At 63.4% G+C, this 20,759-nt stretch carries 20 protein-coding genes and 1 pseudogene; 10 read left to right on the forward strand and 11 right to left on the reverse strand.

From position 1 onward, the window contains the following. Positions 1–15 precede the first annotated feature (15 nt). The 4 genes from ACOZ9V_RS14665 to ACOZ9V_RS14680 all read right to left on the reverse strand — a co-directional run bounded on the left by ACOZ9V_RS14665 (position 16) and on the right by ACOZ9V_RS14680 (position 3,682). Positions 16–1,284: a CDP-glycerol glycerophosphotransferase family protein gene (locus tag ACOZ9V_RS14665; protein ID WP_181272155.1), complete on the reverse strand. Its 1,269-nt coding sequence runs from the start codon at positions 1,282–1,284 to the stop codon at positions 16–18. Positions 1,285–1,354: 70 nt separating this feature from the next. Then, entirely contained in the window at positions 1,355–1,654 is a 300-nt protein-coding gene (locus ACOZ9V_RS14670; RefSeq protein ID WP_181272156.1) for a hypothetical protein, read from the reverse strand. A 184-nt stretch (positions 1,655–1,838) separates the two neighbouring features. Next, positions 1,839–2,222: a DUF2267 domain-containing protein gene (locus ACOZ9V_RS14675; protein ID WP_181272157.1), complete on the reverse strand. Its 384-nt coding sequence runs from the start codon at positions 2,220–2,222 to the stop codon at positions 1,839–1,841. 23 nt (positions 2,223–2,245) lie between these two features. Next, positions 2,246–3,682, reverse strand: a complete 1,437-nt coding sequence (locus tag ACOZ9V_RS14680) for an aldo/keto reductase (RefSeq protein WP_434591187.1) — start codon at positions 3,680–3,682, stop codon at positions 2,246–2,248. 54 nt (positions 3,683–3,736) lie between these two features. Between ACOZ9V_RS14680 and ACOZ9V_RS14685 the strand changes: the two genes are divergently transcribed. The 4 genes and pseudogenes from ACOZ9V_RS14685 to ACOZ9V_RS14700 all read left to right on the forward strand — a co-directional run bounded on the left by ACOZ9V_RS14685 (position 3,737) and on the right by ACOZ9V_RS14700 (position 7,227). After that, entirely contained in the window at positions 3,737–4,864 is a 1,128-nt protein-coding gene (locus ACOZ9V_RS14685) for a magnesium and cobalt transport protein CorA (protein ID WP_434591190.1), read from the forward strand. A gap of 125 nt (positions 4,865–4,989) precedes the next feature. Beyond that, positions 4,990–5,865 (forward strand): glycerophosphodiester phosphodiesterase, encoded by an 876-nt coding sequence (locus tag ACOZ9V_RS14690; RefSeq protein WP_434591193.1) that lies wholly within the window; start codon positions 4,990–4,992, stop codon positions 5,863–5,865. A gap of 91 nt (positions 5,866–5,956) precedes the next feature. Further along, positions 5,957–6,721, forward strand: a pseudogene (locus ACOZ9V_RS14695) (pyrimidine reductase family protein). Then, positions 6,718–7,227, forward strand: a complete 510-nt coding sequence (locus ACOZ9V_RS14700) for a flavin reductase family protein (RefSeq protein WP_039206929.1) — start codon at positions 6,718–6,720, stop codon at positions 7,225–7,227. Before ACOZ9V_RS14695 ends, ACOZ9V_RS14700 begins: the two are co-directional and overlap by 4 nt. Before the next feature lie 239 nt (positions 7,228–7,466). On the opposite strand, the gene ACOZ9V_RS14705 is transcribed toward ACOZ9V_RS14700, so the two are convergent. Further along, entirely contained in the window at positions 7,467–10,025 is a 2,559-nt protein-coding gene (locus ACOZ9V_RS14705) for an ATP-dependent DNA ligase (protein ID WP_434591197.1), read from the reverse strand. Positions 10,026–10,240: 215 nt separating this feature from the next. Between ACOZ9V_RS14705 and ACOZ9V_RS14710 the strand changes: the two genes are divergently transcribed. The 4 genes from ACOZ9V_RS14710 to ACOZ9V_RS14725 are packed head-to-tail and all read left to right on the forward strand — an operon-like array spanning position 10,241 to position 14,505. Beyond that, the gene (locus ACOZ9V_RS14710; RefSeq protein WP_172170577.1) at positions 10,241–10,753 is read left to right on the forward strand and encodes a (2Fe-2S)-binding protein; all 513 of its coding nucleotides are present in this window, start codon (positions 10,241–10,243) and stop codon (positions 10,751–10,753) included. Further along, complete coding sequence (locus ACOZ9V_RS14715; protein ID WP_434591201.1) at positions 10,750–11,784, forward strand: FAD binding domain-containing protein; 1,035 nt, start codon at positions 10,750–10,752, stop codon at positions 11,782–11,784. The genes ACOZ9V_RS14710 and ACOZ9V_RS14715 overlap by 4 nt, the downstream gene beginning before the upstream one ends. After that, on the forward strand, positions 11,777–13,849 hold the full coding sequence (locus ACOZ9V_RS14720; RefSeq protein WP_434591204.1) for a molybdopterin cofactor-binding domain-containing protein: 2,073 nt from the start codon (positions 11,777–11,779) through the stop codon (positions 13,847–13,849). The genes ACOZ9V_RS14715 and ACOZ9V_RS14720 overlap by 8 nt, the downstream gene beginning before the upstream one ends. Then, positions 13,846–14,505 carry a nucleotidyltransferase family protein gene (locus tag ACOZ9V_RS14725; protein ID WP_434591206.1) on the forward strand — a complete coding sequence of 220 codons (660 nt, stop codon included), beginning with the start codon at positions 13,846–13,848 and terminating at the stop codon, positions 14,503–14,505. The genes ACOZ9V_RS14720 and ACOZ9V_RS14725 overlap by 4 nt, the downstream gene beginning before the upstream one ends. A gap of 63 nt (positions 14,506–14,568) precedes the next feature. Here ACOZ9V_RS14725 and ACOZ9V_RS14730 read toward each other — a convergent pair whose 3' ends face one another. Genes ACOZ9V_RS14730 through ACOZ9V_RS14745 form a run of 4 tightly spaced genes read right to left on the reverse strand, consistent with a single transcriptional unit; the run spans position 14,569 to position 18,881 of the window. Continuing rightward, positions 14,569–15,279 carry a glycosyltransferase gene (locus ACOZ9V_RS14730; protein WP_434591209.1) on the reverse strand — a complete coding sequence of 237 codons (711 nt, stop codon included), beginning with the start codon at positions 15,277–15,279 and terminating at the stop codon, positions 14,569–14,571. Next, positions 15,276–16,706: a PIG-L family deacetylase gene (locus ACOZ9V_RS14735; protein ID WP_434591212.1), complete on the reverse strand. Its 1,431-nt coding sequence runs from the start codon at positions 16,704–16,706 to the stop codon at positions 15,276–15,278. Before ACOZ9V_RS14735 ends, ACOZ9V_RS14730 begins: the two co-directional genes overlap by 4 nt. Then, complete coding sequence (locus ACOZ9V_RS14740; protein ID WP_434591214.1) at positions 16,678–17,736, reverse strand: hypothetical protein; 1,059 nt, start codon at positions 17,734–17,736, stop codon at positions 16,678–16,680. The genes ACOZ9V_RS14735 and ACOZ9V_RS14740 overlap by 29 nt, the downstream gene beginning before the upstream one ends. Positions 17,737–17,792: 56 nt before the next feature. After that, entirely contained in the window at positions 17,793–18,881 is a 1,089-nt protein-coding gene (locus tag ACOZ9V_RS14745; RefSeq protein WP_434591217.1) for a hypothetical protein, read from the reverse strand. A gap of 244 nt (positions 18,882–19,125) precedes the next feature. Here ACOZ9V_RS14745 and ACOZ9V_RS14750 point away from each other — a divergent pair, with 244 nt between their 5' ends. Further along, positions 19,126–19,404 carry a DUF3263 domain-containing protein gene (locus ACOZ9V_RS14750; RefSeq protein WP_039207045.1) on the forward strand — a complete coding sequence of 93 codons (279 nt, stop codon included), beginning with the start codon at positions 19,126–19,128 and terminating at the stop codon, positions 19,402–19,404. 33 nt (positions 19,405–19,437) lie between these two features. Here ACOZ9V_RS14750 and ACOZ9V_RS14755 read toward each other — a convergent pair whose 3' ends face one another. Beyond that, on the reverse strand, positions 19,438–19,632 hold the full coding sequence (locus ACOZ9V_RS14755) for a hypothetical protein (RefSeq protein ID WP_098731641.1): 195 nt from the start codon (positions 19,630–19,632) through the stop codon (positions 19,438–19,440). Next, complete coding sequence (locus ACOZ9V_RS14760) at positions 19,629–19,925, reverse strand: MerR family transcriptional regulator (RefSeq protein ID WP_434591220.1); 297 nt, start codon at positions 19,923–19,925, stop codon at positions 19,629–19,631. The genes ACOZ9V_RS14755 and ACOZ9V_RS14760 overlap by 4 nt, the downstream gene beginning before the upstream one ends. Positions 19,926–20,046: 121 nt before the next feature. On the opposite strand from ACOZ9V_RS14760, the gene ACOZ9V_RS14765 reads away from it, so the two are divergent. Further along, on the forward strand, positions 20,047–20,478 hold the full coding sequence (locus ACOZ9V_RS14765) for an Hsp20/alpha crystallin family protein (RefSeq protein ID WP_062239447.1): 432 nt from the start codon (positions 20,047–20,049) through the stop codon (positions 20,476–20,478). The last annotated feature ends 281 nt before the right edge of the window (positions 20,479–20,759 follow it).

Consider the following 20,759-nt stretch of genomic DNA (forward strand, 5'->3'; position numbering starts at 1 on the left):
AAAATGTCACACGGCTCACTTGGCGTGCTTCAAGTGGTGTTCTTCCGAACGGTTTCTGATCACTTGTTCGCTTGATTTGATGAAGCGCGAAGTCTGCCGGCCGATTGCAGTATCCCCAAGATAGAACTGAGCCAATTCAGCGACCGATCCGGTTCGTGCATCAGCTTCCTCAATGAGGTCGACAACTCCTTGTCGGCTCCTTGGGTCGACTGCCGGGCATTGGTCTAGAAGCCCGCCTTCTAGCACCTCCGCAGCTGGTTCATGGGGTTTGACCATCACAAGGGGTTTCCCGGAGGCGAGCCAATCGAAGGCCACCGAGGTCATTTCGACGACGGCAAGATCGGCTTCGTCCAACTGCCATGACACGTCCGGGCTCTTGTCGACGAATCCACGGGGATCCGATTCGACGATCTCCGCTACGTCTTCTACAGCCTTCTCGAACTCATGACGCATCACTCCGGTACGTGGATGCGGTCGGAAGATCACTCGGTAACCTGCTTCGAGAAGAGATGTGACGATCTCCTCTCCGTTATAGGCGATGGTTCCATACGCCATCGACGGAGAGTCGCCTTCCCACGTCGGTGCATAGAACACCGCCCGACCATTGGGGTTCGTCTTCTTGAACTCTTCCCATTCGGACGGGACGGATCGGGGGCGGTCCAGTTGGGGGCGCCCAACATCGAACATGCGGTCCTCCGGCATTCCGTACAGTGCCTGCTCAATCCGGTCTCTCGCCGCCTGCCCGGCAGTGAACACGTAGTCATATCCCTTGAGCTGATTGGAGATCATCGAGATCTTCTCGCTCTCGCCATGGCTGAGATGGACGTGCGCTGGTTCCGGATATCGAAGTGCTTGAAAGTTGCTAGTCCCCTGGTTGACGTAGAACACCGCCCGCAGGCTCGGCGAGTGCATGAACTTGTCCAACCCGCTGGTCAGACGTGAGAACCGAACAGGAAAATCGGTAACTCCTTTGAGGTACTTTGCGACCATGGCATTCCGAACGATGATGCCGATGGGCCGATCTCCGTGGCCAAGCTCGATGAGCCGTGCCTCCAGCTGTTCGAAGGGCCACAGCCACTGTTCCAGCTGATAGACCGAGCTGAGATCCCCTGCAAAGTAAGCAGCTGCCACGAACTCGTCGTCGTCGTGAGGATGGAATTCATCAGACAGCCGAGACTCGCGAACACGCTCACGGAGTCTGAGCGCAGCGAGTTTTGCCACCGATTGTGCAAAGTTGGCACCACGGACTGCGGTGTGCGGCAGATCTGCCGGTAGGAAGGTCATGCCCACTATTGTGCATGCCTATCTGTGTTCGACCTGAACTCGACCTCCGTTCCTAGTTAATCGAGGTCAGCTACGCCCCGAAGTCGTCATCCGGAGCCAGCGGCTCAACCTCGTCGAGATCGGGTTCGGTGCTGAAGGATGCCCGAGGCGGATCCGGCAACATGTCGATGAGTTCATTGACGGCCTGCGCAATGATGTCGTGCTGATAGCCGGAGAGCCCGAAGACTCCGTGGAGATAGGCATCGATTTCCAGCTCGCTCAGCTCACTGCCCAAACTGGCGCTGTGCAGCCAGACTCCTTCGAGGGACAGCTTCCAGTAGTCGATCACCTCGGCCAGCTTTGCCCCTCTTAGTTGAATGGCTCTGTCCATACTCTCGTATTCGTAGCCCTCGAAAGATCGGATGGGTGCCGTTGGCGGCCAATGGGCCCCAGGATTCATTCATCTCGACGGTGTTCGCGCCGCCGGTTTCAGGGGCGGCCATGTCGCCAGAGACAGATCGCCCCTCACTCCTGCGAAGACCGAGCCTTCACCAGAATGAGGGGCGAAGCAAAGATCAACCTTCGAACAGCGGTGCGAAGCCTGCGGGCAGCTGTGAGCGGAGATCGTCGACCTCGCCCTCGGAGGCTGCGGCGTCAAGCGTCGAGATCACCGCACGCGCGTAGGCACGGGCGGTATCAGGATCGATCCCCTCGCCCAGCTGAACAGCCAGACGACGGAGGAAATCATCGACGTCGTCGGTCAGCGGCGCTTCCGAGCCGTGCCGTTGGAGCGGCTCCTGCAGTTCGGCAGGAAGCTGGGCGGCCAGATCCGCCGCCTCTCCGCCATTGAGCTGTTTGCCGAGGTTATCCAATACCGTCCTGGTCACGACGGCGGCGCTTTCAGGATCGCCGGGTCCGCCGATTTCGGTGACATTCTTGAGGAACTCATCACCGCGCATGTTCAAACACCATCCTCCCCCGTCTATGCGTCATCGCCGAAGACATGGCGACGCTGCTCGGCGTGGAACTCAGCCTCGGCGAGTTCGGGGCGGTCCTGCGCTGTCATCATTCTGTGCCAATGCGGATAGAAGGCAGGCAGCTGAGACGCCACAGTGATCCGATCCCGGGCGTCTGCCGGAAGCGTCAGCTCAGCGGCGTCGAGGTCCTCAGTGAGATGGTCGAACTTCCGGGCCGCGATCACCGTGCCGTCCACGCCCGGCCGATCAAGGATCCAGGAGATCACGACCTGCGGGATCGACCAGCCCAACTCGTTCGCAATCTGAGCGAAGAGTTCGATGAGATCATAGGCCCTCTTCTCATCAGTGACGTGGGGTTCCGGCCAACCGGTCCCCTGTCGGGTGTCCGAGGGCGTCTGCCGGCCGCGTCTGACCTTCCCGTTGAGGAGACCCTCCCCCAGCGGGCTCCAGCCGAACGTCGCCACGCCCAGGTCACGAGCGGCCGGGATCATCTCATATTCGATCTCGCGTGCCTCGGGCGTGTAGTACACCTGCTGTGAGATCGGGCCCTCGAGGCCCGCCAGCCGCGCTTCGTAGACGGTCTTCGTCAGCTGCCAGGCACTGAAGTTCGAGACTCCCCAATACCGGACCTTCCCGGCCCTGATCATCTCGTTGACGGTGGCGATGGTCTCTGTGATCGGCGTCTGTCCGTCCCATTGGTGGATGTAGAGCAGATCGAGATGATCGGTGCGCAGTCGTTCGAGACTGTCCTCGACTGCTCGCGTCAGATGCTGTCTGCTTGCCCCGGAGTCGTTCGGGCCCTCTCCGGTGGGCATCCGCGCCTTGGAGGTGAGGATGACTTCATCGCGTTTGTCGCCCATGATCTCGCCGAGGACTCTTTCCGCGTCCCCGGCCGAGTAGAGGTTGGCTGTATCGATGAAGTTCACTCCACGGTCCAGAGCCTCGCGGAACTGGCGTCGGGCGTCATCTCCGCAGACCCCTGCGATCCTCTCGAATCCGCCACCGGATCCGAACGGAATGGTCCCCAGGGCCAGCCGTGAGACGCGCAGGCCCGAGTTCCCGAGTTGGGTGTAGTCCATGAGCAGCTCCTCCTCGCCATATCGTCGGGTGAGCACGTGTGCGGACTGGGTCCTCACGATTCCAGAAGGTTGAGGGGCTTCGCTACCCCTCCCCTCATTGCAGGGACCGGGATACAATTCGGGCTTGTCACTCTTGTCGCCGCCACCCAGGTCACCGGTGCCGCTCGAGGGGATGATGCTGAATGATTCGTCGCTGCGATCGGTGCCGATATCGGTCGAGTGGTCCAAGGCGTAGGTGGACAGTGTCGTCGCACGACCACTGATGTCCCCTGTGAAGCGCTTGTCCATCCTCGCGGGACCGACCGACTTCCCGGTCATCGGCGCCCCAGTTGATGACAGGTCGACGGGGGTGAATGATTCCACGGCCTGCCACGGCCTCGAGTATCGTCAAAGAGCTGTTGGACGAAGAGGAGCACCATGGGCAGATCACGCAGGCACAAGGCCGAGCGACCGTCACTGCGTAAGCGATCGGCGGTGGCGAATACGACGGCCCCCGAGGAACCGATGCTCTTGAGTCGCCGGATCATCGACAGCGAGCCGCAGGAGATGAGCGTGGCCCGGTCCTTCGCCGAGGCGCTGTCCGCACATGACCTGGACAGCTCCGGCTCGTCCGTCCCCGGTTCGATCACACAGGTCGTTATCCCCAGGTCCGCTCCCGGGCTGCTCGAGGAGATCGCCTCAACGTGGCAGCTGCACCCGGTCCTCGTCGATGACCTCTTCCACGCGAACCAGCGAGCCAAGATCGAACGCTACGACGATGTGCTCTTCGTCGTCCTCAAGTCAGCGGTCTATATCGACGCGAAAGAAGAAGTCGAGTTCAACGAGTTCCACCTTCTTATGAAAGACGACGCGCTCGTCATCATCTGCCAAGGTGACCGCTTCATCGACGGCACGCCGATCCCAGCGGACACCAGCGGGGTCCAGGCGTACTTCACGAATGAGAAGCGCAGCTGGTCGAAAGATCGCGAACTGCTCGCGCTCGGTCCCGAAGCACTCATCTACCGGCTGCTCGATACCGCGGTCGATACGTACTTCCCAGTCCTCGACGGCCTACAGGTCGACAAGGACGGGATCGAGAGGCAGGTTTTCAGTGGGGACACTGCCGCCGCCGAGCGCATCTATCTCCTCAGCCAGGAGGTGATCGATGTCCTTCACAACTCCACCCACCTCAATCGGCTGACGCAAGCGCTGGGGAACGGGGCAGCCAAGTATGCGATTCCCGACGACCTTCGCGCCTACCTCGATGATGTCACCGACCACCTCACGCGAGTTCTTGCCGAGGCGGGCGAGCTGAGAGAAGCCCTGTCACAGATCCTCAACGTCAATTCCACACTCGTCGCGCAGCGGCAGAACGAGGACATGAAGAAGATCTCCGGCTGGGCAGCGATCCTCTTCGCCCCCACCCTCGTCGGAGCGATCTACGGCATGAACTTCGACGATATGCCCGAACTCCACTGGGCCTTCGGCTATCCGATGGCGCTGGGGCTCATGCTTGGGCTAGGGGTCGTTCTCTACGTCGTCTTCCGCGTCAAGAAGTGGATGTGACGAGGTGACCTGACGGGGCGGCCGCCTCGGCGCAGCTCTTCATTTCCCACCCGTTCGTCCACTCTGCCGATGACGTTCACGGCGGCTTCGCCACAAGCTCACCTGCGCTTCGTAGCGTCGCGGACGTGAATACACAGAGAGAGACATCTACACGCACCCGTCCGTACACGATTCTCGCCACTGCAGTTCTCGCGGCCTCGGCCACCTTCGGCGCCGGCCTCGCCCCCGCAGCTGCCACCGGGCTCGGCTCAGTAGGCGAAGCACCAGGACTCGGCTCCCCCAGCGGCTTCACCGCCCCGGACAAGGTCGCCGACATCGAATTCCCGACCACGATCTCCCACCGAGGCGGAGCCGACGTCTATCCGGAAGAATCCATGGAAGGATTCACCGCCTCGGCGAAGGACGGATTCCTCCCCGAGATGGACATCCAGTTCCTCGAAGACGGCACTCCCGTCCTCATCCACGACGACACCGCCGACCGCACCCTCAACGGCGCGACCGGACCCATCCGGGATCTCAGCCGGGAGGAATGGAACTCCGCCACGATCAAGCATCCGGCCGGCGGAGAAGAAGCCGCCACCGTCACCCTCGACGAACTCCTCGACGAAATGGGCGGCGAGGTCGTCATGGTGCCCGAGATCAAACCCGGGGCCACCCCCGAGGAGGTCGACCGTGTTCTCGACGAATTCGACGAACGCGGATTGAAGGACTCCCTCGTCGTCCAGTCTTTCGACTTCGAAGCGGCGAAGACGATCGCCGACCGCGGCTACACTTCGCTCTACCTCATGGGCTCGACCATGCCGAAGGAATCACCGGCAGAGATCAAGGACGCCGGCATCGAATGGGTGGGACCGAGCAAGAAGCTGCCGACGAACAAGATGCGGGAACTCGACAAGGCCGGCTTCCACGTCGCCCCGTACACACTGGCGACCGCGAAGGACGGTCACCGTCTGCCCGGGTTCATCGACGGCTATTTCACCGACGACGCTTGGACCGACTGACTCACTCGCGTCGGTGAACAGTCAGCGGGGTCCGGGTGATGGTCGGAAAATCCTCGCCGCGAGTGCCTGCGAGGTTCAGTAGACTGCATGGATGGAGCCACTCGAACGCGGTGCCCCGATCCCGGATCCGCTGACACCCTATCTCGAGGTCGACCGCACCCAGCCGCGGCACGAATGCTGGGTGACCGGTCATATGGTCGCCGGTCTTGACGGAACCGCTGCCATTCACGGACGCGTCGGTGCTCTGTCGACAGAACCCGATCAGGACCTGTTCCGACGGATGCGACAGATCGCCGATGTCGTCATGGTCGGCGCGCAGACAGTGCGCAGCGAAGGCTACGCTCCGATGCGGCTGAGCGAGTCCGCCCGAGCGCAGCGTCAAACACGGGGACAGTCCGAGATGCCTCCGGTGGCTGTCGTCAGTCGCAGCCTCGACCTCGACTAGTCGTCACAGGTCTTCACCGCAGCGCCCGAGCACGCGCGCACCATCGTCATCACGTGCGCAAAGGCCGATCCGGTGCGGCTGGCGGCCGCCGAACAGGCGGCCACGGTCATCATCGCCGGCGAGGAGCGGGTCGAACCAGCCGCCGCTCTGCAGGCCCTTGCCGGTCTCGGCTACCAAGTCGTCCTGTGCGAAGGCGGACCCAGGTGGCTCGGGGAGCTCGTCGCCGCAGACCGCCTCGACGAGCTGTGCCTGTCGATCTCACCGATGATGGGCGGCGATGCGCTGCCCGTCAGCGTCGCGCCGCCGGGAGCCGGCATCGCACAGTTCTCGCTGAAGTCGACGATGGTCGCCGATGACACTCTCTTCCTCCGATACGAAGCGAAGCCGGCGGTGGCGGAGGGACGATCATGAGCACCTCCGGGCTCGACGACCTCATGGGTTCGGTCGATTCTCCGCTCATCGTCGTCACCACCTCGGCGGAGGGCGAACGTGCCGGATGCTTAGTCGGATTCCATTCCCAGGCGAGCATCGATCCGGAGCACTACTGCTTCTGGCTGTCGAAGGCCAACCACACCTACCGGGTGGCGCTGCGTTCCGAGCGCTTCGCGGTGCACTTCCTCACCGACGTCGACCGCGAGTCGGCACGGCACTTCGGATCACTTTCAGGAATGGAGACGGACAAGTTCGCCGGTCTTGACTTCACCGTCACCGAGGATGGGGTGCCGCTGCTCGCGGACCTGCCCAACCGTCTCATCGTCGAACGCATCGCGATGCTCGACGACGGGAGCGATCATGTCTGCCTCACTGCACGTGTGCTTGCGACTGAGACGACGGGCGGCTTCGCATCGCTGCGCCCTTCGCAACTGGGAGACCTCACCCCCGGACACAGCGCCGAGGAACGGGCGATCCGCCCGTAAGCCGACCGCGTGCCGATCTGCTGTCAGCGATGACGGAGCAGATGGTCAGACACACCTCTGCTGTTGAGCCTATGACGACAACGGCAGAGTTCATTCGGAGTCGATGGCATGCCCGAAGTGCGTAACCCGCATCGCAATGCCATCGACCGGGTGGTCGTGGCCTTCCTCGCGGCTCTGCTCCTCGGTATGGGCGTGACGAAAGGTCTTTGAGGATCGGAGCAGAATCAGCGTCGACTGGTTCAGACCCGGACGTCCTCTGCGTCGATGTCGGAGCGCAGGCCGCGCCAGACCGGGTGCCGCAGGCGTCCGGCCTCGGTCAGGCCAGAGAACCGGACCTCCCCGACGAGGTCGGGTCGCACCCAGTGGGCATCTCGAGACTCGTCGGCCGGCACGGTGAGCGCCGGCGTCTTCCGCGACCGACGATCGAGGCTGGAGCGCAGCCTCCGCAGGGCCTCCTCGTCGAACCCGGTGCCCACGCGACCGAGGTAGTGGAGCCCTTCGTCGTCATGGGCGGCGACCAATAGCGAGGCGAAGCTGGATGAGCGTTCTCCTTCTCCGGTCCGCCAGCCGACGACAATGACATCGCGGGTCGAGCCGTGCTTGAGCTTGGTCCAGGTGCGGGTGCGCTTTCCGGGCAGATAGACGCTGTCGGTCCGCTTCGCCAGCACTCCTTCGAGTCGAAGCTTCCGGCTGGACTCGAAGGCGGCGTCGACGCTTCCTTCGAAGGCCTCGGGCACATGGATGTGCTCGCTCTCGGTCACGAGTTCGAACAGACGTGCGCGCCGTTCCGTATAGGGGGTGCGCAGCAACGACGATCCGTCCGCGTGGAGGACGTCGAAGAGCATGAGGTAGACAGGGGTGCGTCGCTGTTCCCGTTCGATATCGCTGTCCCGGCTCAGCCCCATTCTGCGCTGGAGCCGTCCGAAGTCCGGTCGGCTGCCCTGCCCGAGGGCGACGATCTCACCATCGAGGATGCAGTCGACATCGATACACTCGACCAGTTCGTGAAGCTCCGGGTACTTGTTCGTCATGTCATGGCCGTTGCGACTGGTCAGCTCGATGCTGCCGGTGCGCTCCCCGTCACCGGGCGCCACCCTCGCCAGCGCACGGATGCCGTCCCATTTCATCTCGAACGCCCAGTCCTCGGCCTCCCGCCGGAGGGAGCCGATGTCCCCGATGCTCGCGAGCATCGGGGACAGATCCGCCGGCAGAGCCTCTTTCTTCGCAGCTCGCTTCTTGGAGGTACGCCCGGTCGGCGTGCCCTTCTTCGATGAGTCGTCCGCTGCCGCCGACTGCTTCTTCGACTCGTCCTCCATGAGGTGGATCATCCAGTTCTTCTCGGGCTCCCTGTTCGGTCCGTGGTCCCCGGTGTTGAACAGGGCGAACCGCCGCACTCCCCCGAGACCGCCGTCCTCGCGCCCGTGGAGGACCGCGATGATCTCCTTGCCTTCTTGCCACTTCTCGACCTCGATGGTGCCTGCGTCCCAGATCTCCACGTCGCCGGCTCCGTACTCCCCTTTCGGGATCGTGCCTTCGAAGCTGCCGTATTCGAGGGGATGGTCCTCGGTCTGAACCGCCAGGTGGTTCTTCCCCGGATCCGTCGGCGGCCCCTTCGGCAGCGCCCAGGAGACCAGCGCACCGTCGTGTTCGAGTCGGAAGTCCCAGTGGAGGCTCCTCGCATGGTGCTCCTGGATGACGAAGGTCAGTTCGTCCCCGCTCGTTCCCTGTTTCGCTGGCACGGGTTCGCTCGTGCGCTTCGGATCCCGTTTGGACCGGTAAACCTCAAGTCGGTCGCGCACGACCTCCGGGGCCGCTTCCGACTTCGGGTCGATTTGGGACTCCGAACCAGCTCCGGGCTCCGGCGCCGAGGCGGTTCCTCCGACCGCCTCGGCGAGGGGTTCGAGAAGATCCCCGAAGTCGTCCACGCGGTCGAGGACCTCCTCGAAACGCACCTGCTCGACCGCAGCCGGATCATCGAACTCGTCCCAGCTGCGGGGAGCGGCGACCATGGGAGTGAAGCGTCCGCGCAGCGAATACGGGGCGACCGTGGTCTTGGCCGCTGAGTTCTGTGACCAATCGATGAGCACCTTGTTCTCCCGCAGCGTCTTCTTCATCGCCGAGACGATGAGATCTTTGTGGTCGGCCTCCAAGCTGCGGGCGAGCTCATGGGCGACATCGGAGACCTGCTGCGAGCTCACCGACCCGTCCAGCGGTGCATAGAGGTGGACGCCTTTGGACCCGCTGGTCACCGGGTATGCGTCGAGGCCCATGCCCTCGAGCAGTTCACGGACGAGCTGAGCCACCTCGATGCAGTCGGCCAATTCGCGTTCCGGGCCCGGGTCGAGGTCGAAGACCATCCGGTCGGGGTATCTGCTCTCGGAATCGATCGTGCCGGGATCCTTCGCCCCGGCCCTCACCGTCCACTGGGGCACATGGATCTCGAGCGCGGCCATCTGCGTGAGGTACGTCAGCGTCGCGAGATCGTTGACCAACGGGTAGCGTTTGGTGCCGGTGCTGTGTCGGATCGCGCGAGAGCGGATCCATGACGGGGCGGATTCGGGCAGGTTCTTCTCGAAGAACACATCCCCGGGGTCATCGGGAGTGCCGACCCCGTCGACCCAGCGTTTGCGCGTGGCGATCCGGTCCCGAGCATGACGGATGAGATGCGGCGCTATCGAGGCGCAGTAGTCGAGGATCTCACCCTTGGTCGTCTCGGTCTCCGGATAGAGGACCTTGTCCAGATTGCTCAATGTCAGCCGATGGCCCTCGACCGTGACCTTCTGCTCGTGACGTGCCATTGGGCACCTCCTCTATGCACCGTTCGGGCTGATACCGAAGCTCGTCCTTTCACGGTAGTCGGAGACCGCCATGGGCAACAGGGGGTGCGAGATCGTCCGGACATCACCGCTGTGGAAGTCCGGCCGCCGCGATGACGAAAGCTGACCCCTCTTGTCGGGGTGTCCGAACGGGGTTAGATTGGCCGGACGTCGACAACGCTGTCTGGAGGGCCCTCATGGGACACTCGCTGCACCTCACCGTCGACGGCCAGGAGCACACCCTGGTCGTGGATTCCCGAACCACCCTTCTCGATGCCCTGCGGGACAGGCTGGGGGTGATGTCTGCGAAGAAGGGCTGCGACCACGGCCAATGCGGGGCCTGCACCGTCCTCGTCGACGGCCGTCGGCTCAACTCCTGCCTCGCGCTCGCGCTCACCCACGACGGTGCCGAGGTCACGACCGCCGACGGTCTGGCTCCCGAAGGTGAACTCTCCACCTTGCATCGGGCGTTCCTCGCCCTCGACGCATTTCAGTGCGGATACTGCACCCCGGGGCAGGTGTGCTCGGCCGCCGGCATGCTGGCCGAGGCCGCCGATGACGCTCCGAGCGTGGTCACCGAGGACCTCGAAGGGCCCGTGGAGCTGTCCGAGGAGGAGATCCGCGAGCGGATGAGCGGCAACCTCTGTCGCTGCGGAGCCTACGTCAACATCGTCGCGGCTGTGAGCCGAGCCGCAGAGGAGTCACGATGAACCCCTTCGACTTCGAACGCGCAACCGACACCGCCGGTGCCGTCGCCAGTGTCGCCGACAGACCCGATGCTGTATTCCTCGCCGGGGGAACCAATCTCGTCGACCATCTCAAGCTCGGGGTCGCGGAACCCGCCCTGGTCGTCGACATCAACCGCCTCGATCTCACCGACATCGATGAGCTGGCGGACGGGGGCCTGCGGATCGGTGCGATGGTGCGCAACAGCGATGCCGCCGCCGATCCGCGCATCCGCCGCGACTACCCGATGCTCTCACGCGCCCTGCTCTCCGGTGCCTCCGGTCAGCTGCGCAACGCGGCCACGATGGGCGGCAACCTGCTGCAGCGCACCCGGTGCGTGTACTTCCAGGACACGACGACCCCCTGCAACAAACGCGAACCCGGCTCCGGCTGCTCAGCCATCGGCGGCTACACCCGCTACCACGCGATCCTCGGTGCCTCAGCGGACTGCGTGGCGACGCATCCCTCGGATATGGCGGTCGCTCTGACCGCACTCGACGCCGTGGTCGTCGTCCTCGGTGCGTCCGGTGAGCGCCGGATCCCGGTCACCGAGCTCCACCGGCTGCCCGACGACCGTCCCGAGCAGGACACGGTCCTCGAACACGGGGAGCTCATCACGGCGCTCGAGCTCCCTCCCCCACGGCCCGGCGCCGCGATGTATCGGAAGATCCGCGATCGCGCGTCCTACGCTTTCGCTCTCGTCTCCGTCGCGGCACGGGTTGACGTCGACGCCTCGGGACCGGCACCGATCATCCGTGAGACCTCGATCGCCCTCGGCGGAGTCGCCCACAAACCCTGGCGTGCACGCGCCGCCGAGGCGGTGCTGCGTGGTGCGGAACCGACCGCCGAGACGTTCCTGGCAGCCGCCGACGCCGAGCTCGAGGCCGCGGAGCCCCTCGAGGGCAACAGCTTCAAAATTCCGATGACCCGTGGAGCGATCACCACCGTGCTCGCCGAGCTCACCGGAGCCTCGGAAGACCTGCCGGAGACGACCACGGAGGACGCTCATGAGTGACCTGCTCACGACCACGTCCGTCGGCACTCACCAGGTGCGCCTCGACGGACCCGACAAGGTGCGTGGACGCGCCCCCTACGCCTACGAACACCCCCTGACCGATCCTCTCTACCTCTACCCCCTGCAGGCGGAGATCGCCCGCGGACGCGCAGCGCACATCGATGCCTCCGCGGCGGAAGCAGCCGAGGGGGTGGTGTACGTGCTCACCGCCGACAACGCACCCGAGCTGGCGAGCACCGATGACGGCGAACTCGCGATCCTGCGCTCTGCTGAGATCGGATTCCGCGGCCAGTACCTCGGCGCTGTCATCGCGACCACCCCCGAGCAGGCCCGCCACGCGGCCGAACTCGTCGATATCACCTACGATCAGGACGATCACGATGTCGAGCTGCGGGAGGACCACCCCGCCGCGCGAGAACCGGAGTCCGGCAGCGGGGATGTGCGCACAGGCGATGTCGACACGGCCCTCGCCGAGGCGGCCGTGAGCATCGATGAGCGCTACAGCACGCCCATGGAGCACAACAATCCCATGGAACCGCACACCACCGTCGCCCGCTGGGACGGAGACTCACTGACCCTGTGGACCTCCACGCAGGGGGTCCACCCTGCCCGGTCGACTCTGGCACCGGTCCTCGGCCTCGACCCGGAGGCGATCCGCATCATCTCCCCGCACGTCGGCGGCGGCTTCGGCTCCAAGGGCGTTCCCCACGCCGATATGATGCTGACTGCCCTCGCGGCCGAAGCAGTGCCGCGCCGGTCGGTGAAGTACGCCGTGTCCCGACAGCAGATGTTCGCGATCACCGGTTACCGGGCACCCACCCTCCAGCACATCCGTCTGGGCGCACGCAGCGACGGCACGATCACCGCCTTCGCCTCCGATGCAGTGTCCATGTCCTCCCAGACCAAGGAGTTCCCCGAGGAGGCGACGAAGCCGGGCCGCATGATGTACGCCGGCGACAACCGTCGCCTCACCCAGCGGGTGGTTCCGCTCGACGTTCCGGTGCCCTCATGGATGCGCGCCCCCGGAGAGGCACCGGGCATGGTCGGACTCGAGATCGCTATGGACGAGCTCGCCGTCGCCGCCGGCCTCGACCCCATCGAGCTGAGGGTGCGCAATGACCCGACCACGGACCCGGACACCGGGCTGCCGTTCAATCAGCGCCGCCTCGTCGACTGTCTGCGAGAAGGAGCAGACCGCTTCGGCTGGGAGAAGCGGAATCCGCAGCCGCGCGCCCGGCGGGAGAACGGCTGGCTCATCGGCATGGGGGTGGCTTCGTCGACCTATCCGGCCGGTCGGCAGCCGGGCTCCGTCGCACGGGTCCGCCGCACCCCCGAAGGCTTCGAGGTCTCGATCGGTGCCGCCGATCTGGGCACCGGCACATGGACGGCCCTGTCACAGGCGGCCGCGGACTGCCTCGGCGTCCCCATCGATCAGGTCGAGCTGCGCATCGGCGACACCGCGCTGCCGAATGCGACCGTGGCCGGAGGGTCGACAGGGTTGGCCAGCTGGAGCACCGCAATCGTCGCCGCAGCGCAGGCGCTCCGATCCGAACATGGCGCCGACCCCGCCGTCGGCGCCGAGGCACGCGGTGAGGCCGAGGCCAATCCGGCGGCGGAGAAGTTCGCCCTGCACTCCTTCGGGGCCCAGTTCGCCGAGGTCCGCATCCACCCCGCCACCGGGGAGATCCGACTCGACCGCATGTTCGGCATGTTCTCCGCCGGTCGGATCGTCAACCCGAGTACTGCACGCTCACAGTTCATCGGCGGCATGACCATGGGTGTGGGAATGGCGCTGCACGAGAAGGGCGAACTCGATCCCCGGTTCGGTCACGTCGTCAACCACGACCTCGCGGAGTATCACGTCCCCGTCAATGCCGATATCACCGATATCGAGGCCGACTGGCTCGATGAGGAGGACCCGCACGCCGGGCCGCTCGGTGCTCGCGGCATCGGCGAGATCGGCATCGTCGGTGCCGCCGCGGCAATCGCGAACGCCGCATTCAACGCCACCGGGGTGCGGGTCCGAGATCTGCCGGTCTTCGGCGACGCATTCCTGCCGACGTGAGCGCCGGGGCCGCCACGGCTCATCCCGATCGGCGCACAGCCCGCCGTCCGAGAGGGCTCATCCTCGCCGCCGGAGCAGGCCGCCGCCTCGGCCGGGGACCGAAGGCGCTGCTGGTGCGGGAAGACGGGCTCACCCTGGTGGAGTCGGTGCTCCTCGCCCTGCTCGACGGTGGCTGCCGGGACGTCACAGTCGTCACCGGAGCCTGCAGCGAGCAGGTTGCGAGCCTGCTGGGCGGGTGTGACCGCGTGTCCGTCGCGTTCAACCCTGACTGGTCTTCGGGTATGGGTTCCTCGCTGCGCCGCGGCCTGCAGGCGATCGGCCCCGGACCCGACGTCATGGTCACACCTGTGGACCGTCCCGGAATCTGTGTGGCGGAAGTCGCTCGTCTCATCGCGGCCCATCGTCCCCGTGCGATCACCGCTGCGGGCCACTGTGATGCGAATGGGTCGCTGCACCGCGGTCACCCTGTGCTCTTCGACGAGAGCTGGACGAGCCAGGCGGCTGCCGCCGCGCACGGCGACGTCGGTGCCCGCGACCTGCTCGAGATGCACAGAGCTGTCGTCGACCTCGTCGACTGCTCCGACCTCGACGACGGGGCCGATGTCGATGTGCCCAAGGACCTGCATAGGCTGACAGTCGTCAGTTCTCCCGATTAGCTCTGGGTTGTCGGGAGCAACTCGGCCGGAGGCGGCCTGAAGTGCTGTGAGCAGAGTCGGGTCTCATCGAAGTCTCTGCATAAAGCTGCTGAAGCCTCCCTCCGCGCGTCCCTCCAGACGGGCCGAGGTGAGAACCCGGCAGGTATCGGTGCGTCTCACGTTTCCCCCCGCGGCGAGCACTGCAGCAACGGTTGCGGCATCTTCGCCGAGTGGCAGCTGAGGCATGCCGCCGATGATGTTGAGATACGAGCCTCGAATGCCCAAGTTCGCGCCGAACACGTGGGGATGGTCCTCAAGTAACGTGTGGTGAGAGTGCCATTTCGCGATCAGCGCTGCCGACCCGGTATCAGGTCGAGGCGACACCGTGCCGACCAGGCAGTCGTTTCCGGCTTCCGCCAAGGCAAGATGCGTCGTCAGCCAGTGGGTGGGAACTCTGCTGTCCGCATCGGTGAACGCAATCCATGTCAGGTCGAAGTTGACATCACGATCAGCTTCAACCATCTGTTTGAAGTGATTCCAGGCGAAATTCCGGGCACCGCCCGCGTTCTTGAACGACGTCTCAAGTATCGTGACTTGTGGATGCTGTTCGGCGAAGTCTGCGACGCGGCTCACCGTTTCGTCGGTACAGGCGTCGGCCACGACGAGGATTCGAGTGGACAATGGCGCGAGCCCGTCAGGGACCTGAGCACACGCTTGGGCCACCGAGTCGAGACAGCCGAGGATCTCGTCTTGTTCATTGTGAGCCGGGATGACAATGCCCAAGTGCGTGATCACTCAACGGCTTCCGCAGGGAGGAAATCGTCAGTTTTGTCCACCGTCACGATATCGAGACGATACTCGGCCTCGGAGCGAAAATCGGTCCGCAGTCGGGGCCAGTAGTCCAGGCACGCGTCATGGACTTCATCGGCGGTCAAAGGCCAATCTTCGATGTCACCCTTCCAATGACAGAGAACGAGCACAAAGCGTGATGGGGTTGATTCATCAATGCGTTCCAACGTTCGTTGCAGCTGTGCACATGTCAGATAGAAGCCGGTCTCCGAGAGGACGACGCAGTCGAAATGCCCTTCGGGCCATTCGTACGGGACGGTGGCATGCAGGAAGGCTATTTCCGTTGCAGTGGTCGTCTGCAGATGTTTCGCTGTTTTCAGCGCCTCGCAGCTGGCATCAACAGCTGTCACTCTGACGCTGCAAGCGGCAAGCTCTCGGGTCAAAGCGCCGACTGAACAACCGATCTCGAGAATGTGGGAAAACGAGGTCGACGGGAGGTGGGACACAAGGGTCTCGCGTTTGGCGATTTCGTATTCGGAGTCCCATACCGTCCACGGATCACTGCGTTCTCTGTGCACATCATCGAACACCGCCGACGCAGTGGACGCATCATTGATCGGTCTGCCTATTCCCTCCTGACCATAGCCGGCCGATGCCTCATCGGATCTGAAATCCGTGATCACGAAGGTATCGTGGCTCCGGATGAAGTGTTCCAAATGGGCGCTGGTGAGGATCGCTTCGTCCCCGTGGTGATCCGACAGCGCTTCTGTCTGCGACGGGTAACACGCGAGCAGAGCATTTCGATCGAGACCTTGTGGGTCGGCTAAGACCTGCCATGCCTGCCACCGAGGGTCCGTGGGAGCAGCCCAGTGCCAGAACCAGATGGGATATTCGAGCACTACGGCATGATGTGATCGCCCGATGTCCAGCGCCGCGGCGCCCACCGCCTCGTGGTCACAGTGCCCATCCCGGCTATAAGGCGCAACGAGTGTCACCGGCCCATGTGATCGTGCGATCTCCTGTCGGATCACGTCTCTGATCTGGCTTGAATATTCGGGCAGCTGACCGTCGGGCAGATCGAGAAAACGACTGGAGTGCGCCTTGTCGAAGGTGCTCAGCGCACGATCGAACTCCTCCAGACGGATGCTTTTGAGCTGATCGCCGGTATACGTCGGCGACTCAGGGTGCGATTTCTCTCCTGCGCTGAAGAGTAGGACTTTCAGCTGGCAGCTCCACTCATCGGCACGTGCGAGCAGCGCAGCGGCTCCCAGCGCTTCATCGTCTGGGTGTGCGGCAAGGACGACGATGGTTCCGCCTGTGGCGATTGTGCTCTCCGGAACCGCCGGAAGATCAAGGGCACCCGCCTGCACCCAGGCATCTTCTCTGGTGCTGCGGTCTTGGTGGCTAAACCTCATCGACATCTGGCTCTGCACAGATATTCTCGCCCAAAGCAGCTTCGTCCCGAGGCCCGTGATGCTGACTGAGGTAGACGGTGAGATCAGCGTCAGCTTTGGCAAATGCCGCATCACTCGTCAGAACCGCGGGACCGGCCAGCTCCCGGCTCAGAAGCTGGATCCGTTGGGCACTGCGGTATATGTTGTTGCGAACTCTCAGAGCCAGTCTCCACGCGTGTTCTCGCGAGAACTCCTCATCCCCATCCGCTGCAGCAGCAGTTTGCGCCAACATGGTGCGGACCGCGAAGATCTCAGCATCAAGCTGCCCGAGCTGCATCTCTCCCATCGGCGAGCGCCCAGCCCTGTTCAGGTGGGTTTGGGCTGCACGCCGGGCCAGTCCCAATGCTCCACCGAACCAGCAGGCTGCCACGCGAATCCCACCCCAAGCGAAAGAGGGCCGGTCAAGGTACCAATTCGGGGGGCCGACACTCGTCGCCGGTGCTCGGTCGAAGACGACTGAGCCGCTCGGGATTTCTCTGAGACCCAGACTCGGCCAAGCACCTGTCTGCGGTCGTACACGAGGGTGCCGAAGATTCACCGCGTAGGCTCGGTTCCCGTCGCTGCCGCTGGCGATGACGATCGCGTCGGTGAGTTCCGCGGCTAAAGAGCACCACGCTTTCGTGCCGGTGAGGAGGTTCTCCGCACCGGCATCGACCACGTTCACGCGATGTGTGGGCAGGTCAGCCGCGTACACGCCCCAGGCCGAATCGGGGACAGGTGTTTCGTGTCCGGCCTCGGCAAGGATGCCCAGAGCGTCGACGTGGGGTTCGAGCATACGAGCGACGCCGATGTCGATAGCAGCCAGTTGAAGCAGCCTTTCCCATTGATCGATCTGAGGTGAGCACCCTGTGAGCTGCAGAAGACGGGCAAGGGCGGTGATCTTGTCGACAGCGGACGCACTGCTCGTGACGACCTCGGTGAGATCATCCCTGAAGTCTGGAGTTTCCCACCACGGTTCGAACGGTGTGGCGATGATCCGAGACGAGGTTGAGTCGAACAGGGTTTCCATTTCACGTCCTTCAGGCAGAACATCTTATCGGAACTCGGATGCTTGGCGGATCTCAGTCAACTGCTCTCTACCGTGTCGTCGGCATCTGTGCTGTTGTCTGTATAGACTCGCTGCCGCATCCGCTGGCCATGAGTCAGCTGCTGCACGTCGGCATCAGTGTCGAAGCTGGCACCGAGGCCGCCGGCGACTACACCCATGGCTGCGCTGAGCCATGCGATATCGAGGTAGTTGGTGAACGACGCGTCTTGTTGAATCTGTTGGGTCATAAATTCCGGATCGATAACGACGAGGCCGCCCAGGAGAATGAGGACGACCAGTGTCGCGTAGAGAGCGATCACAGTGATCAGCAGTGTGAGGACGGTGGAGAGGTTGTAGTACATGACCACCGTGGCCAGACGTTCGTTGACCGGTCGATCCCAAAGTCTGTGACTGACGATCAACCAGGCGACCATCATTAGGATGGCGAGCGCGCCGATTGAGAGCAGCCGGAGGGTGGACAGGTAGGTCGACATCTGCCAGATCGAACTGTAGAAGATGCCGAAAGCTCCGGTTGCCGAGGCTGCCGCGAGGGCTCCTGAGAGTTTCGGAGCCGTGCGCCAAGGTTCGTTGGCAATCGTCATCCCCATAATCAGCCGTGGGCCTCCGGTGATGGTGTGGGCATGCAGGGACTGATGGCTGGAGTCTTCGTTGTTCGACCAGTTCGACCATCCGAGCAGAAATTTGCGCGTCGTGGCTTCGGGGTCCCACGGAACCAACTTGTTCACCGAGCTCATCATGACTTTGATGATGCGGCGCTTGGTGGCCCACGCGCCGAGTGTGGGGCATGAGATGACCGCAAGGTTGCGGTCCGAGTAGACTTCGGCGATCAGAGGGTCGCCCTGGGTGTGCCGGGGGATCTCTGTGAGGATGAGGATGATGTTGACGTCGGGGTAATCAGCGCGGAGATCTTCGACTGCGTCTAGAGCCAGCTCGCGCTCGGGTGTCAGATAGACCGTGTCGGTGCGAGTGTACAGCGTCGTTGTGACCCCATACGCCTCACGCAGAGAGCGCTCTAACGAGGAGTGGATGGAAGCCGCTCGCCTGCTGGGCAGACCTGGGTCGGCTACGACCAGCACTTGAAGAGCCTGGGATGAGGTGGTGGGCATAAAGTCCTCCGCTACTCGACCAGCGAGTTGTGTAGAAGATTGTTCTGGTTCCGAAGTCTAGTGAGCGTAATCACTATGGGGTAGTCCTACACGTCGGCTTCGCTGTCTGAAGCTTTATCGCCAGCGCAACCGCGGACAACTGCTTCGGACTGGCCGGCGAGCGGTCCCCCTGAATCGAGGTGACCAAGACAGAGTGAGCAGCGACATACGCTGGGTCGAATTCTGCTGTGTCACAATGGTCTCCATGGTCCCCGGCACTGTGCACGAACTGTCCGAGCATGATCGGTTGATCCTCGATTTCGAGAAGACTGCGTCTACTGCGGCGGGGCGACACGAGTTGTGCCAGCGAATCGAACTTCCAGCAGAGAGGTACGCCATCGTGCTCGAGGGGATCGTGGATACGGACGCCGCATACGGTTACGCCCCGGACGTTGTGGAGCGGGTGAGGCGGTTGCGGGCGGAACGGTTCGCATTCGAACGCCGGCAAGGCCGATGGAAGAAGCACAGCAGCTTCCCCCTATAGCCCGATATGCCGCCATCAGATCAGCGCGGCTTCTCACCCGTCTTCGTCATCAACCTCTACAACGATGGATTGATCGGCAACATCGCCCACATCCGCTTCGCGGATTGCTCCCCAGTGAGGCTCAGCCTCTTCGTAACCGTCGTCGATATGCGTTGCGGCGTCGACGAGCTGTTCGTTCCAATCCGGCCCGGGCACTTCGACGCCGGGGCGGACACTGTCTGCCATCATTGCATCCTCCTCAATTCGTACCGAAGCGAGGTGTTCTCATCCTGGAGATCGAGAATGATTCCGATGCTAGCGAGATTCGCGCCCACGTCAACCAGCTCCCGCACACGCCGCAGACGAGCAATATCCTCGCGACTGAACCGCCGCGTCCCGCCGTCACTTCGCATAGGCGTCACGAGGCCGCGAGCCTCGTACTGCCGCAATGACTGCACCCCGACACCGGTCAACTCCGCAACACGCGAAATCGAGAACAAGCGCCCACCAGACTCTGAAGTCGCCGTCTCCCCATGTCCCAAAATTCCTCCTGAAACAGTGTTGACATTCGCATTCTGATCGACTAAATCATATGTCTATCAGATGATGTAGATCATATCATCTGCACGAATCCGCCATCCAGCAAAGGAGGTTTCACCAATGATCATGATGCGCACTGACCCATTCCGCGAAGTCGAACGCCTGAGCAGAGAAATCTTCGGAGCCACCGGCACAACGGCTCGCCCCGTGATGATGCCGATGGACGCTTGGCGCGACGGCGATACTTTCCGCGTCGAACTCGACCTGCCAGGAATTGATCCTGACAACATCGACCTCGACGTCGAGAACAACGTCGTCACCGTCAAAGCTGAACGGCCTGCGCCCGACCACGGGGAGTCTTCGGTCGCGGCAGAGCGGCCCCGCGGGACCTTCAGCCGACAACTCGTCCTCGGCGACAACCTCGACACCAGCAACATCACGGCGAACTACGACGCCGGTGTGCTCACACTCAGCATCCCGGTCGCGGAATCAGCGAAACCCCGCAAGATCGCCATCAACTCAGGCTCTGCTGAACCGGCAGCCATCAGCGCCTAATTACAACTGGTGGGGTGTTCCCATGCAGACGTGTGCACCAGACGTCCAGCTGGGTATCGATGCTGCGTTCTGGGCGATCATCCTCAGCGACCGCGAACTGCGCGACCTCGACACGAGTCACCATACAGATGATGGACCGTGGGCTTTGAGCCATTGCGAGTGCCGGGCCTTCAGGCACTCCTCACCGTGGCTGCTGTTCCGGTCTCCCGGTCTCTCAGCAGCCCAGGTTATCGCCTACCGAGTCCTCGCTTGTCAGCGCTCTCCTCCCCGGTTCAAACGGC

The sequence above is a fragment of the Brevibacterium sp. 1718 genome, from assembly GCF_051131255.1.
Taxonomy (GTDB): Bacteria; Actinomycetota; Actinomycetes; order Actinomycetales; family Brevibacteriaceae; genus Brevibacterium; species Brevibacterium sediminis.